The 16,123-nt window shown below is 60.0% G+C and carries 12 protein-coding genes; 7 read left to right on the top strand and 5 right to left on the bottom strand.

Annotation, left to right across the window (positions count from 1 at the left end; translation table 11 throughout):
- Positions 1-90: 90 nt before the first annotated feature.
- From alr to ACYZTX_RS00700, 4 genes are all read left to right on the top strand, one after another.
- Positions 91-1,164, top strand: a complete 1,074-nt coding sequence (alr, locus tag ACYZTX_RS00715) for an alanine racemase (protein WP_462032546.1) — start codon at positions 91-93, stop codon at positions 1,162-1,164.
- A gap of 128 nt (positions 1,165-1,292) precedes the next feature.
- Positions 1,293-1,841 (top strand): cupin domain-containing protein, encoded by a 549-nt coding sequence (locus ACYZTX_RS00710; RefSeq protein WP_008150195.1) that lies wholly within the window; start codon positions 1,293-1,295, stop codon positions 1,839-1,841.
- Positions 1,842-2,010: 169 nt separating this feature from the next.
- A complete protein-coding gene (locus tag ACYZTX_RS00705) occupies positions 2,011-2,436 on the top strand; it encodes a c-type cytochrome (protein ID WP_462032545.1) in 426 nt (141 codons plus the stop codon).
- Positions 2,437-2,571: 135 nt separating this feature from the next.
- Positions 2,572-4,494, top strand: a complete 1,923-nt coding sequence (locus ACYZTX_RS00700; protein WP_462032544.1) for an acetyl-CoA hydrolase/transferase C-terminal domain-containing protein — start codon at positions 2,572-2,574, stop codon at positions 4,492-4,494.
- Positions 4,495-4,621: 127 nt separating this feature from the next.
- Here the strand turns inward: ACYZTX_RS00700 and ACYZTX_RS00695 are convergent, their stop codons facing one another.
- Both ACYZTX_RS00695 and rep read right to left on the bottom strand, forming a co-directional pair.
- Positions 4,622-5,194 (bottom strand): xanthine phosphoribosyltransferase, encoded by a 573-nt coding sequence (locus ACYZTX_RS00695; protein WP_020799401.1) that lies wholly within the window; start codon positions 5,192-5,194, stop codon positions 4,622-4,624.
- 56 nt (positions 5,195-5,250) lie between these two features.
- The gene (rep, locus tag ACYZTX_RS00690) at positions 5,251-7,260 is read right to left on the bottom strand and encodes a DNA helicase Rep (RefSeq protein WP_449645038.1); all 2,010 of its coding nucleotides are present in this window, start codon (positions 7,258-7,260) and stop codon (positions 5,251-5,253) included.
- Positions 7,261-7,523: 263 nt separating this feature from the next.
- Between rep and ACYZTX_RS00685 the strand changes: the two genes are divergently transcribed.
- A complete protein-coding gene (locus ACYZTX_RS00685) occupies positions 7,524-9,197 on the top strand; it encodes a putative bifunctional diguanylate cyclase/phosphodiesterase (protein WP_462032543.1) in 1,674 nt (557 codons plus the stop codon).
- Positions 9,198-9,305: 108 nt separating this feature from the next.
- Here the strand turns inward: ACYZTX_RS00685 and ACYZTX_RS00680 are convergent, their stop codons facing one another.
- Positions 9,306-10,703, bottom strand: coding sequence for a NorM family multidrug efflux MATE transporter (locus ACYZTX_RS00680; RefSeq protein WP_462032542.1), 1,398 nt, complete (start codon positions 10,701-10,703; stop codon positions 9,306-9,308).
- Between the two features lie 177 nt (positions 10,704-10,880).
- Here ACYZTX_RS00680 and ACYZTX_RS00675 point away from each other — a divergent pair, with 177 nt between their 5' ends.
- Complete coding sequence (locus ACYZTX_RS00675; RefSeq protein ID WP_461967127.1) at positions 10,881-11,801, top strand: LysR substrate-binding domain-containing protein; 921 nt, start codon at positions 10,881-10,883, stop codon at positions 11,799-11,801.
- Positions 11,802-11,983: 182 nt separating this feature from the next.
- Positions 11,984-13,960 (top strand): methyl-accepting chemotaxis protein, encoded by a 1,977-nt coding sequence (locus ACYZTX_RS00670; protein ID WP_462032541.1) that lies wholly within the window; start codon positions 11,984-11,986, stop codon positions 13,958-13,960.
- A gap of 138 nt (positions 13,961-14,098) precedes the next feature.
- On the opposite strand, the gene ACYZTX_RS00665 is transcribed toward ACYZTX_RS00670, so the two are convergent.
- Both ACYZTX_RS00665 and ACYZTX_RS00660 read right to left on the bottom strand, forming a co-directional pair.
- A complete protein-coding gene (locus ACYZTX_RS00665) occupies positions 14,099-15,559 on the bottom strand; it encodes a vWA domain-containing protein (protein ID WP_462032540.1) in 1,461 nt (486 codons plus the stop codon).
- 57 nt (positions 15,560-15,616) lie between these two features.
- Positions 15,617-16,123 carry a hypothetical protein gene (locus tag ACYZTX_RS00660; protein WP_462032539.1) on the bottom strand — a complete coding sequence of 169 codons (507 nt, stop codon included), beginning with the start codon at positions 16,121-16,123 and terminating at the stop codon, positions 15,617-15,619.

Genomic DNA, 16,123 nt, shown 5'->3' with positions numbered 1-16,123 from the left:
CAGAAAGATCCCTCTCCCGGTGCTGTTGGCGGTTCACGCCGCCACCCAGCGCCGGTTTTTATTCCCATGACCGCCTAGAAGCCTGCCGCCATGCGTCCAGCCCGTGCCCTGATCGACCTTCAAGCCCTGCGCCACAACTTCCAGATCGCCCGTGAAATCACGGGGGCCAAGGCCCTCGCCGTTATCAAGGCTGATGCCTACGGTCATGGCGCGGTGCGTTGCGCCCAGGCGCTGGAAGCCGACGCGGACGGGTTTGCCGTAGCCTGCATCGAAGAAGCGTTGGAGCTGCGCGCCGCGGGCATTCGCGCACCGGTGTTGTTGCTGGAAGGGTTTTTCGAAGCCGATGAGCTGTCGCTGATCGTCGAGCATGACTTCTGGTGCGTGGTGCACTCGTTGTGGCAGCTTGAGGCCATCGAGAACGCCGCGTTGAGCAAGCCGATCACGGTCTGGCTCAAGCTCGATTCGGGCATGCATCGGGTTGGCTTGCATCCAAAGGATTATCAGGCGGGATATCAACGGCTATTGGCCAGCGGCAAGGTGGTGAAGATTGTTCTGATGAGCCACTTCGCCCGCGCCGATGAGCTGCACGAGCAGGCCAGCGCCGATCAGGTCGCAGTGTTTGAAGCGGCGCGTCAGGGCCTCTCGGCCGAGGTCAGCCTGCGCAACTCGCCGGCGGTGCTCGGTTGGCCACAGATTCCGAGCGACTGGGTTCGCCCGGGCATCATGCTCTACGGTGCAACACCTTTCGAGGAAGCCAATGCCGTGGCATCGCGCCTGCAGCCGGTGATGACCCTCGAATCGAAAGTGATTTGCGTGCGTGAACTGCCGGCCGGCGAGCCGATCGGTTACGGCGCCAAATTCATCACCCAGAAACCGATGCGTGTGGGCGTGGTAGCCATGGGTTATGCCGATGGCTACCCGCGTCACGCACCGACCGGCACGCCGGTAATGGTCGCCGGACAGCGGAGCCGGTTGATTGGCCGAGTGTCGATGGACATGCTCTGCGTCGATCTGACCGATGTGCCGCAAGCCGGTCTGGGTTCGACTGTCGAGTTGTGGGGTAAAAACATCCTCGCCAGCGAGGTGGCTGCAGCCGCTGACACGATTCCCTATCAGATCTTCTGCAACCTGCGCCGCGTGCCAAAGCTCTATTCCGAGGGTTAGCGGTCAGCGGTCCGTATCGGAAGTCGCCTCGCCAAACAGGATTCAGGTCCAAGTGTTGTAAATACTGAACGCTGTCGCCATGATAACGCTCAATATTCCAATAACCTGAATCCCTGGAGGCTCCAGCATTGGACGTCGGTGAACGACTGCAATCCATCCGTAAGCTCAAAGGACTTTCCCAGCGTGAACTCGCCAAACGCGCGGGCGTCACCAACAGCACCATTTCGATGATCGAGAAGAACAGCGTCAGCCCCTCGATCAGTTCGCTGAGGAAAGTACTGGGCGGGATTCCCATGTCCATGGTCGAGTTCTTTTCCGAAGAGATCCTGCAGGAAAAACCGACTCAGATCGTCTACAAAGCCAACGAGCTGATCGATATTTCCGATGGCGCAGTGACCATGAAGCTGGTCGGCAGGGCTCATCCGAGTCGGGCCATCGCGTTCCTCAACGAAATCTACCCGCCAGGCGCCGACACCGGTGACGAGATGCTCACCCATGAGGGCGAGGAAACCGGAATTTTGCTCGAAGGTCGACTTGAACTGGTGGTGGGGCTTGAAACTTTTGTGCTCGAAGCTGGCGACAGCTACTACTTTGAAAGCACTAAACCGCACCGTTTCCGTAATCCGTTCGATGCGCCGGCGCGACTAATCAGCGCAGCTACTCCAGCGAATTTCTAACAAAAGAGGCGTCCCGCCAGCATTGCGCAGGCGCCCGAGTTGTTTTTCCGCCACGCATAAGACCCCTTCGACTTTAGGGTTGTTTCAGAGTGGCGGGCTTACCGTTATACTTGCGCCCGCCTGCGAACCGTGGCCGTGGGCGTGACTAGCCACCATTGAGGGTGAACGCGTGAATCTAATTATGAAAATGCTGGCCGTACCAGCAACCGTATTGGCCCTATGGGCAGTCAGCGCACAAGCTGCGACCAACGACGATATTGCTAAACGCCTTGAGCCAGTCGGCCAGGTCTGTGTGGCGGGTAAAGAGTGCAAGGGGATGGAAGTCGCTGCTTCGGCGGGTGGTGGCGATGCCAAAACCCCTGACTCAGTGATTGCAAAACATTGCAACGCTTGCCACGGTACAGGCCTGCTGAACTCGCCAAAAATCGGTGATGCCGCAGCTTGGGGCGACCGCGCCAAGAAAGAAGGCGGCCTTGACGGCTTGCTGGCGAAGGCGATCTCCGGCGTCAACGCGATGCCGCCTAAAGGCACCTGCGCCGACTGCACTGATGCCGATCTCAAGGGCGCGATCCAGAAGATGTCTGGCCTGAAATAAGCCTTCATCTCCAGCAAAAAAGCCGCTTGCGAGCGGCTTTTTTGTGCCTGCGATTTGCGCCTGAGACTATTCTTTGCAGCAGAGGCCCGGCAAGTTCGGTCCAACCCCAATTCACGGAATGTAAGGGAGGATCAGATGGTGCAGCTGTGTTCTATCGAGCAAGCGGTCGATGACGTTCTGGCACGGTTGCCGGCGCATATCCACATGGGCCTGCCCCTCGGTCTGGGCAAACCCAACCACTTCGTCAACGCGCTGTTTCAACGCATCGCGCAGGTGCCCGAACGGCAGCTGACGATCTACACCGCCCTGTGCCTGGGCCGTCCCGCCTTGGGTGACGGTTTGCAAAAGCGTTTTCTCGAACCCTTTATCGAACGGGTGTTCGGCGATTATCCGGAACTGGATTTTCTTGCCGAGCTGCATCGCGACAGCCTGCCGTCGAACATCCATGTTCAGCAATTCTTCATGCAGCCCGGCAGCCTGCTTCGCAGCGAACAGGCCCAGCAGGATTACGTCAGCAGTAATTACAGCCACGCCGCTCGAGACATCAACGCCGCCGGGCTGAACCTGGTGGCGCAATTGGTGGCTAGCCACAGCGAACATCCCGACCGCCTGAGCCTGAGCTGCAACCCGGACATCACCCTCGACCTGTTCCCCATGATCGCCAAACGTCGGGCGGCGGGAGAGACAATCCTGCTGGTGGGCCAGGTGCACAACGATTTGCCCTACATGCCGGGGGACGCGGAAGTCGGCATGGATGCTTTCGACCTGCTGATCGACGAGAAGGACAGCACCACGCTGTTCTCCACGCCGAACATGCCGGTGGGTTTCCAGGATCACTTCATCGGGCTGCACGCCAGCACGCTGGTGCGCGACGGCGGCACCTTGCAGATCGGCATCGGCGCCATGGGTGATGCCCTGACCGCGGCACTGCTGGCGCGGCAGGCCGACAATATCGGTTACAAGGCGTTGCTGGCGGACGTGAACCTCAGCCAGTGGGCGCAACTCATCGACCGCGAAGGCGGCGTCGAACCCTTCGCCAAAGGCCTTTACGGTTGCAGCGAAATGTTCGTCAACGGTTTGCTGGTGCTGGCTGACGCCGGGATTGTGCGGCGCAAGGTCTACCCCGATGTGCCGACCCAGCAACAGGCCAATGCCGGCACGCTGGACGAAGCCGCGCAGACTGATGGCATCTCGGTGCATGGCGGGTTTTTCCTCGGGCCGCGCAGTTTCTATGAGCGCCTGCGCGAGCTGCCGCAAAGCAAGCGCCTCGAATTCAACATGACCCGCATCAGCTACATCAACGAGCTCTACGGTCAGGAAGAACTCAAACGCTTGCAGCGTCTCGATGCACGATTTATCAACACCGTGTTCACCATGACCTTGTTGGGTGCCGGTGTTGCGGATCAGCTGGAAGACGGGCGGGTGCTCAGCGGTGTTGGCGGGCAGTACAACTTCGTTGTCCAGGGCCATGCACTGGAAGGCGCGCGTTCGATACTGCTCCTGCGCAGCTGGCGCGAATCGGGCGGTGAGGTGAGTTCAAACATCGTCTGGGAGTACGGCCATTGCACGATCCCGCGGCATTTGCGGGACATCGTGGTCACCGAGTACGGCATCGCCGATCTGCGGGGCAAGACCGATGCGGCCGTGATCGAGGCGTTGCTGAACATCAGCGATTCACGTTTTCAGCCGGGGTTGATCGAGCAGGCGCAGAACGTTGGTAAATTGCCGAAGAACTTCCGCATTGATCCACGGTTCGCCGATAACAGCCCGCAGCGTTTGCAGGCGATTCAGGCGCTGCATCCGAATTTGTTTCCGGAGTATCCGCTGGGGTGTGATTTCACCGCTGAAGAGCGGGACCTGTTGCGGTCGCTGAACTGGTTGAAGAGCAAGTTCAAACTCACAGAGATTCTGGAGCTGGGCAAGGCGGCGTTGGACGCGCCCGAGGCGTCGGAGTTTCCCGCGCATCTGGAGCGGATGCAGCTGACGAACCCGGAAGGGCTGAAAGAGGATTTGTTTCAGCGGCTGCTGCTCACCGGACTTAAAGCCACCGCGCAATAATCGCCAACACAAAACAACTGTGGGAGCGAGCCTGCTCGCGAAGAGGCCATAACATTCAACATCACTGTTGGCTGATAGACCGCTTTCGCGAGCAGGCTCGCTCCCACAGGGGGTGTGTGGTGTGGCTTTATTCGATAAAGGTCACAACACCGCCAGCCAGGGACTGCACGCGAGCCAACGATTCAACCCGATAACCCTGCGCATCCAGCTCCGCACGGCCGCCCTGGAAGGACTTCTCAATCACGATCCCCAAGCCAGCTACCGTAGCGCCGGCCTGTTTGATGATTGAGATCAGCGCTTGCGACGCCTTACCGTTGGCCAGAAAGTCATCGATGATCAACACGCGATCGCTGCTGGTCAGGTGGCGAGGGGAGATCGCCACGGTGCTTTCGGTCTGCTTGGTGAACGAGTAAACGGTCGCCGACAGCAGGTTTTCGGTCAGGGTCAGGGACTGATGCTTGCGGGCGAAAATCACCGGCACGCCGAGGTTCAGACCGGTCATGATCGCCGGGGCAATGCCCGAGGCTTCGATGGTGACGATCTTGGTGATGCCCGAATCCTTGAACAGCGTGGCAAATTCGTCGCCGATCAGCTTCATCAGGGCCGGGTCGATCTGGTGGTTCAGAAAGGCGTCGACTTTCAGGACCTGGTCGGAAAGCACGATGCCTTCTTCGCGAATTTTCTTGTGCAGTGCTTCCATGAAGCTTTCCTCTAATGACGCCTGTGCGTCTAAGGCTGGTTAAAAAGTAGTCGATTCTAGCGCTTTAACATCGCGCGTATATCCGCCAATGCGGTATTACCGCGAACAGCTTTGACTTCAACCGGTGTGTCGTCGTTGCCTTCCCAGGCCAGGTCGTCCGGCGGCAGTTCATCGAGGAAGCGGCTTGGTGCGCAGTCGATGATCTCGCCGTATTGCTTACGCTTGGCGGCGAAGGTAAAGGCCAGCGTCTGACGTGCGCGGGTAATTCCGACGTAGGCCAGCCGGCGTTCTTCTTCGATGGTGTCGGCTTCGATACTGGAGCGGTGCGGGAGGATTTCCTCTTCCATGCCCATGATGAACACGTAAGGAAACTCCAGGCCCTTGGAGGCGTGCAAGGTCATCATCTGCACACCTTCGGCGCCGTCTTCCTCTTCCTGCTGACGCTCCAGCATGTCGCGCAGGACGAGTTTGCCGATGGCGTCTTCGACGGTCATCTCGCCTTCTTCGTCTTTTTCGAGCGTGTTCTTCAACGCCTCGATCAGAAACCAGACGTTACCCATGCGGTAATCCGCGGCCTTGTCGCTGGAACTGTTGGTGCGCAGCCAATTCTCGTAGTCGATATCCATGACCATGCTGCGCAGCGCCGAGATCGGGTCTTCGCCAGCGCACTGCTCACGGACCTTGTCCATGAAACGCTTGAAGCGTGACAAGCGATCAGTAAAGCGTGCGTCCAGATGCTCGCCCAGACCGATTTCGTCAGTGGCGGCGTACATCGAGATTTTTCGCCCGGTGGCGTAGTTGCCAAGCTTTTCCAGTGTGGTCGAACCGATCTCCCGGCGTGGGACGTTGATCACCCGCAGGAAGGCATTGTCGTCGTCCGGGTTCACGATCAGGCGGAAGTAGGCCATCAGGTCTTTCACTTCCTGACGTCCGAAAAAGCTGTTGCCGCCGGACAGGCGATACGGAATCTGGTGGTGTTGCAGCTTCAGCTCGATCAGCTTGGCCTGGTAGTTCCCGCGATACAGAATCGCGAAATCGCTGTACGGCCGATCCGTGCGCAAGTGCAGGGTCAGCAGTTCCACGGCCACCCGTTCGGCTTCGGCGTCTTCGTTGCGGCAGCGGATTACCCGGATCTCGTCGCCGTGGCCCATCTCGCTCCACAACTGCTTCTCGAATTCGTGCGGGTTGTTCGAGATCAGCACGTTGGCGCAGCGAAGGATGCGGCTGGTGGAGCGATAGTTTTGCTCCAGCATCACCACTTTCAGGGACGGGTAATCGTCCTTGAGCAGCATCAGGTTTTCCGGGCGGGCACCGCGCCAGGCATAGATCGACTGGTCGTCGTCGCCGACCACGGTGAACTGGTTGCGCGTGCCGATCAGCAACTTCACCAGCAAATACTGGCTGGCGTTGGTGTCCTGGTATTCGTCCACCAGCAGGTAGCGGACTTTGTTCTGCCATTTTTCGAGGATGTCGGGGTGTTCCTGGAACAGCTTTACCGGCTGCAGGATCAGGTCGTCGAAGTCCACCGCGTTGAACGCCTTGAGCGTGCGCTGATAGTGGGTGTAGACAATGGCGGCGGTCTGTTCCTTGGGGTTGCGGGCGTTTTCCAGGGCTTCGGGCGGCAGGATCAGGTCGTTTTTCCACGAGCCGATCATGTTCTTGATCTCGTCGACGCCGTCGTCGCCCGAGTATTCCTTCTGCATGATGTCAGTCATCAGTGCTTTGACATCGGTCTCGTCGAAGATCGAGAATCCCGGTTTGTAGCCCAGCCGCACGTGTTCCTTGCGGATGATGTTCAGGCCCAGGTTGTGGAAGGTGCAGACCGTCAGGCCGCGTCCTTCACCACCCTTGAGCAGGGTGCCGACCCGCTCCTTCATCTCGCGCGCCGCCTTGTTGGTAAAGGTCATGGCGACGATGTACTGGGCGCGGATGCCGCAGTTCTGGATCAGGTGCGCAATTTTGCGGGTGATCACGCTGGTCTTGCCGGAGCCTGCGCCGGCGAGCACCAAAAGAGGGCCGCCGACGTAGCTCACGGCTTCTTGCTGCCGGGGATTGAGTCGGGACATACGAAATCAGGAAGTCGTTTGCGAAATGGGCCGGCATTTTAACAGGCTCAGCGAATTGTGCTGCTCTCTCCGACTTGTGACGCAGCACGCTATCTATATTTGCCGGTTTTGATACTTTCACGCAGGATGTGCGATGAGTGTGCATCTAATGTTCGTCATTCAAGATACAAAGCAACGGTTGATAAGCGATGTCATTTGGTCATTGGTTACCGGCGCTGCATAATGCCCGTCGCCTACATCTTTGCAGAGTCTAGGGAGCTAGCTTGTCTACGCCTGTCGAACCCTTGCGTTTGCTGCTACTGGCCGAAGAGCCAGCGTGGGCAGCGTTGTTGCGCGAGTGTCTGGCTCCGATGGGGAGCTCGGCCGTGCTCATCAGCGCGCCGAGCTGGGAGTCGGTCAGCGCTCTGTTCGATGACAACCGCAGCGCGGTGTTGTTAACGATCCCGGCCCTTCAGCCGGCGCCCGGCCGTTGCAATTTGCCCACGGTGTTGTTGCTCGACGATGAGCCGCTGTTGCCGCCCGATGGCGTGAGCGACTGGCTGGTGCGCGACCTGCTCGACGCCGGCATGTTGCGCCGTTGCCTGCGCCATGTGCGTGAGCGCGGCGTGCTGGAAAACACACTGCAGCGCCTGGCCGAGCAAGACCCGCTGACAGGCATCGCCAACCGCCAGGGTTTCCAGACCTTGCTGGCGGCGCGTCTGGCGGAAAACGAAGGCCGTGGCCTGGCCCTCGGTCACCTCGATCTCGACAACTTCCGTCACGCTAACGACGCCCTCGGCCATCAGGCCGGCGACCGGCTGATCCTACAAGTGGTCGCGCGGTTGAAAAGCCAGCTTGAGGCCAGCGATCAACTGGCGCGCCTGGGCAGCGATGAATTTGCCCTGCTGATTGACACTCGCCGCGCACCTCAGCGCGCCGAATGGATGGCCGAGCGCATTACCGAAGCGCTGGCCGAGCCTTACTGGGTCGACGGCGAAAGCCTGTTGATCGGCTCCAGCCTCGGTATTGCTCACGCCCGGGCTCAGGCCGGCGCCGACCCGCTGATGTGGCACGCGCACATCGCCATGCAACAAGCCAAAAGCACTCAGGGCTGCACTTTTCACATCTTCAACGAGCGCATCAATCGCAATGCCCGCAGCATGGCCGACCTCGAAAGCGAGCTGCGTCGGGCGTTGCGTCGGGATGAGTTGGAACTGCATTACCAGCCACGCCTGAACCTTGAAGACGGGCAGATCGTCGGCCTCGAAGCCTTGGTGCGCTGGCGTCACGCCGAACGGGGTTTGCTGCCACCGAGCGAATTCGTGCCGCTGGCCGAGCAGAGCGGTTTGATTGTGCCGCTGGGTTACTGGGTGATTTCCCGCGCCTTGCGCGACATGCAGGCGTTGCGCGAACGGGGTTTGCCGGCGTTGCACATGGCGATCAACCTGTCGTTCCGGCAGTTTCAGGACAGCCAGTTACTGTCGACGCTAAGTCGGTTGATTGCCGAGCGCGGCGTCGATGCGCAATGGCTGGAGTTCGAACTGACTGAAACCGCGGTGATGCGCCGCAGTGATCTGGTGAAACAGACCATGGATGCCCTGGGGCGTCTGGGTGTGCGCTTCTCCCTGGACGACTTCGGTACCGGTTTCTCTTCGTTTGTGCACCTCAACAGCCTGCCCATTACCTTGCTGAAGATCGACAAGAGCTTTGTCGGCGGCATGGAACAGCGCGAAGAGAATCGCAAACTGGTCCACGCGATGATCAATCTGGCGCACAACCTCAAGCTTGAAGTGGTCGCCGAAGGTGTAGAAACGCCGGAGCAACTGGATTTGTTGCGCGGGTTTGGCTGCGATCAGGTGCAGGGATATCTGATCAGCAAGCCATTGCCGCTGGCGGAGCTGGTTGAGTATTTGACGTTTGGCAGCAGTCAGCAGCCCGCATTGGAAGTCGTGGTTTAACGCGAATCCAATGTGGGAGCGGGCTTGCTCGCGAAAGCGGTGTGTCAGTTAACGTAGATGTCGACTGACACGGCCCCTTCGCGAGCAAGCCCGCTCCCACAGGGGATCTCAGTCTGGCTGGGGGACCTCGAAACGCTGCTGCGACTCAGGCTCCCGCCGAATCATCCTTTTCATCTTCCACTCAAACGCCAGCGTCAGGCTCACCGCCGCGCACGCCAACCCCAGCGCCAATCCCCACCAGACGCCCGTTGGCCCCCAATTCAAATGGAAGGCCATCCACCAGGCGGCGGGTGCGCCAATCAGCCAATAGCACCCCAATCCCACCAGAAACGTGGTCTTGGCATCCTTGAGCCCGCGAATGCAGCCCATGGCGATGGTTTGCGTACCGTCGAACAGCTCGAACCACGCGGCTACCGCCAGCAGGCTCACGGCCAGGTCAATGACCGGGCGAAAGGCCGGGTCGTTATGGTCAAGGAACAACCCGATCAACTGATTGGGCAGTAGCCAGAAGACCATGGCGAAGGCCAGCATCGAGGCGCCGCCAAACGTGATCCCGACCCGACCGGCCAGCCGTGCATCAAGCAACTGCCCGGCGCCGTAGTGCTGACCAATGCGCATGGTAATCGCATAGGAAAGCCCTGCCGGAACCATGAACGCCACCGAGACGATTTGCAGGGCGATCTGGTGTGCGCCCAGTTGCGTACTGCCCATGGTGCCCATGCACAGCGCGGCGAATGCAAACAGTCCGACTTCCACCGCGTAGGTACCACCAATCGGCAGGCCCAGGCGCCACAGTTCCTTAAGGTACTGGCGGTTGGGCCGCGACAGGCCCTGGCGCAAGGGATAGGCGTCGTAGGCCGGATGCCGACGGATGTGCCAGGCCAGTGCAAGGGCCATGCAGTTGGCGACGATGGCTGTGACCAGCCCGATGCCCATCAGGCCCAGTTTCGGCAGACCGAACATGCCGGTAATCAGCGCGTAATTGAGCAGGAAATTGGCCACGGTGCCGCCGAGGCTGATGACCATCACCGGCGTTGCCCGGCCGATGGCGCTAGTGAAACCGCGCAGGGCCATGAAACTCAAGTAGCCGGGCAGGGCGAACGGCAGGATCAGCAGGAATTGTCCTGCTGCATGGACGTTGGTTTCGGTCTGGCCGAACAGCAGCAAGACCGGTTTGAGGTTCCACAGCAGCAGCCCGGCCACCAGCGCCATCAACCACGCCAGCCATAGCCCGGCCTGAGTCAGCCTGGCGGCGCCGACAATGTCGCCGGCACCCTGACGGATTGCCACGAGGGTGCCGACCGCAGCGATCACGCCAATGCAGAAGATCGACACGAACGAGTACGTCGCTGCGCCCAGGCCACCGCCGGCCAACGCTTCGGGACTCAGTCGCGCCATCATCAAGGTGTCGGTGAGGATCATCAGCATGTGCGCCAACTGCGAGGCAATCAACGGCCCCGCCAGCCGCAGGATGGCCCAGAGTTCGGTACGTGCTGGATGTTTCATGATCATCACGCTCGGCTAATCAAGAGAAAAAGGACAGCCCAAAGAGAACTGGAAGCGTCGATTCTCGGCGCTCTACGGGGTTTGCACAAAGGGATAAAAAGGATGGGTCGCATGATTCAAACTCATGCTGGAGAGTTTCTGCTAGGGTGACCGAATCCCGCTATAGGAGCTTTCCGAATGTCTCGTCGTCTTCCTCCCTTGTATGCCCTGCGCGCATTCGAAGCGGCGGCGCGACACAGCTCGTTTACCCGTGCGGCCGAAGAATTATCGATCACTCAAAGTGCGGTCAGCCGGCATATTCGTACACTCGAAGACCATTTTGCCTGTCGGCTGTTTCACCGCAGCGGGCGCAATCTGCAATTGACCGAATCGGCGCGGCTGATCCTGCCGGGCATCCGTGAAGGCTTCACCGCTCTGGAGCGGGCCTGCAATACCTTGCGCGCCGAGGATGACATTCTGCGCATGAAAGCGCCGTCGACCCTGACCATGCGTTGGCTGCTGGCAAGGCTCAGCCGCTTTCGGCACCTGCAACCCGGCAATGAGGTGCAATTGACCAGCGCCTGGATGGACGTCGACTCGGTGGACTTCAACCATGAACCGTTCGACTGCGCCGTCATCCTCAGCAACGGGCATTTTCAGCCGGACTGGGAGGCGAGTTTCCTGTTCCCGGAAGAGCTGATTCCAGTCGGCGCGCCGAATCTTCTGCAGGATCAACCGTGGGATGTCGCGCGGCTGGCCAATGCCGAACTGCTGCACCCCACGCCGGATCGTCGTGACTGGCGCAGCTGGCTGGAACGCATGGGGCTGGCGGACCAGGTGTCACTCAAGGGCGGGCAGGTGTTCGACACGCTGGAGCTGGGCATGATCGCCGCCGCAAGAGGCTATGGCGTGTCCATGGGCGATCTGTTGATGGTGGCGGAAGATGTGGCTCAGGGGCGTCTGAGTTTGCCGTGGCCGACTGCCGTCGCCAGCGGTGAGAATTATTACCTCGTTTGGCCGAAAACACGCCCCGGAGGAGAACGTCTACGCAGGCTCAGCGATTTTCTCCAGGGCGAAGTTCGCGCCATGGAATTACCGGACGTCGAGCACTTGAGCTGAATCGATAGAGCCGCCGCAATGGCAGCCTTGAGCCATATCCCGGTCAATTACTCAAGTATTCAGGTTTGCCGCCGAAAGTCTGCAGATGGAACCTTCGTGCAGGTTCGACGTAATTCCCATTAGAAATTTTGCTGAGTGTGCGTCGTGATCAGGATGATCCGGTCACTCGGCCAGGAGCTGTCATGTCTCAACCTCGTGCCCGGATCGCCTCACAGCTTGGTCTTGCGCTTGCCGTGATACTGGCGATTGTCATCAGCGGCAGTACCGTGTTCGCCCTGCGCTCGCTGGACACCGCCAACCTTGCCACCCGCGAAGAGCACCTGGCCAGTGAAGCCCGGTTGCTGGCCGATCAGTTGAGCACCTTTCACGGCACGTTGCGTGAAAGTACCCAGCGCCTGGCCGGTTTGTTCGAAAAGCGCTTCAGCGCGGGTCTGAGCGTGCATCCGGACGAACCGGTGACCGTGGCGGGCACCCAGACCCCGGGCCTGCACCTGGGCAGCGAAGTGTTGAACAACAACTTCGAGGAAGTGGACGAGTTCAAGCAGATGACGGCGGGTGTCGCCACGGTGTTTGTGCGCAGCGGTGAGGAGTTCATTCGGGTCAGCACGAATGTCAGCAAACAAGACGGAAGCCGTGCCATAGGCACCCTGCTCGATCACGCGAACCCGGCTTACGCCCGTTTGATGGCGGGGCAGAGCTACGTGGGCCGAGCTTTGCTTTTCGAGCGCTTCTATATGTCGCAGTACACCCCCGTACGCGACAGCAGCGGTAAGGTCATTGCCGTGTTGTACGTAGGATTCGATTACACCGACGCTCAGAACGCGCAGTTCGCCAACCTCAAGCGCTTCCGTATCGGCCAGACCGGTTCCCTGGCGCTGCTCGATGACCAGGGCAAATGGCTGGTGCCGATAGCGGGTGTACAGGCGTTGGATCAGGCGACTCAGAGCATCGTTGGCTTGGCGAAGACACCGGGCAAGGGCGCGTTCTGGAGCGACAAGTCCGAAGATTTCTACAGTATTGCCGTACCGTTTGAAGGCGGCCCATGGTCGGTCGTGGCGAACATGCCGAAAACCGAAATCCGTGCCGTGACCTGGAGTGTCGGTATTCAATTGGCGATTGGCAGTCTGCTGGCGATGTTGATCGCCGTGGGCGCGGCAGTCTGGCTGTTGCGCAGCAAACTCGCGCCGCTGGGTGATTTGGTGCGTCAGGCTGAAGCCTTGGGTGCCGGTGATTTGAGCGTGCGGCTGAACGTGTCGAGCAACGACGAGATTGGTCAACTGGCCCGCGCTTTCAACCAGATGAGTCAAGCCTTGTCGACCATGGTCGAGCACATCCGCAAGGCTTCGCAAGAGGTCAACAGCCGTGCCCAGGCCTTGTCCGGTCTGTCCGGCGGTGCCTATGAAGGGATGGAGCAGCAGTCGGGCGAAATCACCAGCATGGCCGGTGCCGTGGAAGAGTTCAGCGCCACCTCCCTGAACATTGCCGACAACATGGGCAGCACCCAGCGTCTGGCTCAGGAAAACGCACAGCAAACCCAGATCGGTCGTACGTCGATGGACGAAGCGTCCTCGTCTCTGGAGCAAATCGCCGGCGCGCTCAAGAGCACGGCGACGGTGATCAATACCTTGGGTCAGCGCTCCCAGGAAATCGGTGGCATTGTTGGTGTGATCACCTCGATTGCCGATCAAACCAACCTGCTGGCGCTCAACGCCGCCATCGAAGCCGCTCGTGCCGGCGAGCAGGGTCGTGGTTTTGCGGTGGTGGCCGATGAAGTTCGCAACCTGGCTTCACGCACTCGCGAAGCGACTGACGAAATTTCCGGCATGATCCAAAGCATTCAGCAGGAAACCGGCAACGCCATCAGCACCATGGAGCAGGGCAACGTGTTGATGCAGGAAGGCCTGTCGCGCAACGCCAACGTCGCCAGTGCCCTGGCACGTATCGATGAGCAAAGCCGTTCGGCCGGGCAGCAATTTGCGGCGATCACCACCGCGACTCAGGAGCAGAGCAGCACGGCGACGTTGCTCAGCAGCAATTTGCAAAGCATTGCGCTGGCAAACAGTGAGCAGCGTGAAGTGGTGTCGAACCTGGCGGTGACCGCCAAAGAGCTGGAGAAGCTGGCGGCGGACTTGCGTCATGAGGTTGACCGGTTTCGTTGAGTCGCCTTTGAAATAGCCTTCGCGAGCAGGCTCGCTCCCACAGGGTTATGGGTCGTTCCACCTGATTGTGAACGACATAAATCCTGTGGGAGCGAGCTTGCTCGCGAATGGGCTCACCTCAATATTCAAGCCGAGTGACTAATCGCACTTGGCGTTGCTCGACACTTCCTTGCTCGCCAGTTTCAACTGCTTGCCCAGCTCAGCCGCATTGGTGCTGCTGTAAACCCGGCCACCGGTGTTTTCGGCGATACAGCGCGACGGTCCACCGGCACCGATCTTCACCACGTTGACCCGCAGGCGCGGTTGTTCTCTGGCGATTTGGCGGGATACGGCGCAGACGTCCTTCTGGCAACCGTCCTCACCGTCGACGAACATCACGATAACCGCATCGTTGTTGCGTCCGTCCACGGTGCTTGCAGCGTGAGCCAGGCTGTCGGCCAGCGGTGTGCCGTCGTCGGGAACCAGACCTCGAATCCCGTTGATCAGCCGCTGGCGGTCGCCAAACTTGAACACGCCCCGGTCCGGTGTGCTGTTGCAGCCGGCGAACGTGATGAGGCGCGTGTCGATCTTCGGGTCCAGCCCGTTGATCATGCCGGCTAGCGAGTCCTTGGCTACGTCCATGCGGCTGGGTTTGGCGAAGATCCGCATGGTGCGGTTCGCATCCAGGAACTTGTTGAGCTCGTTGGCATAAAACCAGTCCTCGTCGGCTTTCACTGACTTGATGTTCAAATCCATCGAGCCTGAGGTATCGAGCACCACGACAAATTGAGGGATCACTGCGTTCGGCGCTTTTTTGCGGCAAGCAAAGTTGTCCAGCGTCGGTGGCGGTGGCGGTGGCGGTGGCGGTGGCGGGGCGACGACCACAGGTTTTGGTGGCGGGACTGGCTTTGGTTTCGGCGCGGGTTCTGGTTCTGGTGCTGGTGCTGGAACCGGAACAGGAACAGGAACAGGAACAGGAACAGGAACCGGTTCTGGCTCCGGTACCACGACAAGCTCGGGAACAGGTTCAACCGGTTTCTCAATCGGTGTAACCACCGGCGCCACTGGCTCGACCGGGACAATTTTTTCCCGGTGCAGGAACCACCAATAAGCCCAGAGCGCCAAAAGCAGCAACAGCAGCGCAAGCAATGCCGCCGCGATCCACCAGCCCCGGCGCGACGGAGGCGCGACCGGCACCACTGGAACAACCGGCGGCACGATTGGTTTTGGCGGACGCTGGTTCCAGCGCACCACCAGCGGTTCACCATTGAGGCTGTAGAGTTTGTCCAGCTCAGGCGTGCCGAGCAGGCTGCGCAAGTCATCCGCTACCGTGGGCTGACCGCGTTTTTGCAGTTCGTCCGCCAGCTGTCCGAGGGACATCTGACGCACTTCATAGGTTTCCAGCAAGCGTCGTTGCGCGTCCTCGTTGAGGGCGGCATAGGGCGTGGGTTGGCCACCCAGTTCGGTCCACCATTCCAGCACCTCGCCGCTGCCCATCCGCGGGATGGCGAAGAGGCTGGCGACGGTTGGCGGAAAGTGTTTCTGGATGAGGGCGACTTTCGCTTGCAGCGCACTCATGCCCTCTGGTGTGGCTTGCGCATCCCTGATGACCCGCTGCATGACTACGATTCCTGAAAAGGGTGCAGGCATCCATCGGGATGCCTGCGGGGTGAAAAGTTACTCTTCGTAACCGAGGCTGAATTGCAGCTGATTAACTTTCTTCTGCAGCGCCTTCAGTTGTTCCTGCTTGGCTGCCAGCGTCGCGGGTGAGGCCTTGGTCGCGGGCGTTGCCTGCGAGGCCTTGAGCTGCTGCTCGAGCCCCGCAATCTGCTTCTGCACCCGGCTTTCATTGCCATGCCGGGCCTTGAGCGAGGTCAGCAACTGGCCCAGCGACTGGTTCAGCGTCGCCTGGGCTTTCTGTTGGCTGGCCAAGTCGGTTTTGGTGCTCAACTGCTGGGCCTGAATGTTCTCGTACACCTGGCGGAACATCGCGTTTTCCTGACGGGACGCGGTCAGAGCCAGTTCCTTCTGCTTGACCTGATCGCTGTAACCACCGGCGTAGTCACAGTTCATCTTGGTCAACATGCTGCTGTCGCGATTGGTCGCGTCGCATTCGCCCGGCTTTGTCGCGCAACCGCTCAAAGCCAGGACGGCGGTGAGGACCGCCAACTGTCGTAGAGTCAT

This window comes from Pseudomonas sp. MDT1-17 (assembly GCF_054898105.1).
This window is presented reverse-complemented; position numbering and strand designations above follow the sequence as displayed.

What these genes read in the sequence shown, in the direction of transcription:
- ACYZTX_RS00700 (WP_462032544.1), top strand. Translation starts at nt 2,572, where the DNA reads ATGGTGCAGCTGTGTTCTATCGAGCAAGCGGTCGATGACGTTCTGGCA.
- alr (WP_462032546.1), top strand. Translation starts at nt 91, where the DNA reads ATGCGTCCAGCCCGTGCCCTGATCGACCTTCAAGCCCTGCGCCACAAC.
- ACYZTX_RS00660 (WP_462032539.1), bottom strand. Translation starts at nt 16,123, where the DNA reads ATGACTCTACGACAGTTGGCGGTCCTCACCGCCGTCCTGGCTTTGAGC.
- ACYZTX_RS00695 (WP_020799401.1), bottom strand. Translation starts at nt 5,194, where the DNA reads ATGGAAGCACTGCACAAGAAAATTCGCGAAGAAGGCATCGTGCTTTCC.
- ACYZTX_RS00680 (WP_462032542.1), bottom strand. Translation starts at nt 10,703, where the DNA reads ATGAAACATCCAGCACGTACCGAACTCTGGGCCATCCTGCGGCTGGCG.
- rep (WP_449645038.1), bottom strand. Translation starts at nt 7,260, where the DNA reads ATGTCCCGACTCAATCCCCGGCAGCAAGAAGCCGTGAGCTACGTCGGC.
- ACYZTX_RS00670 (WP_462032541.1), top strand. Translation starts at nt 11,984, where the DNA reads ATGTCTCAACCTCGTGCCCGGATCGCCTCACAGCTTGGTCTTGCGCTT.
- ACYZTX_RS00665 (WP_462032540.1), bottom strand. Translation starts at nt 15,559, where the DNA reads ATGCAGCGGGTCATCAGGGATGCGCAAGCCACACCAGAGGGCATGAGT.
- ACYZTX_RS00675 (WP_461967127.1), top strand. Translation starts at nt 10,881, where the DNA reads ATGTCTCGTCGTCTTCCTCCCTTGTATGCCCTGCGCGCATTCGAAGCG.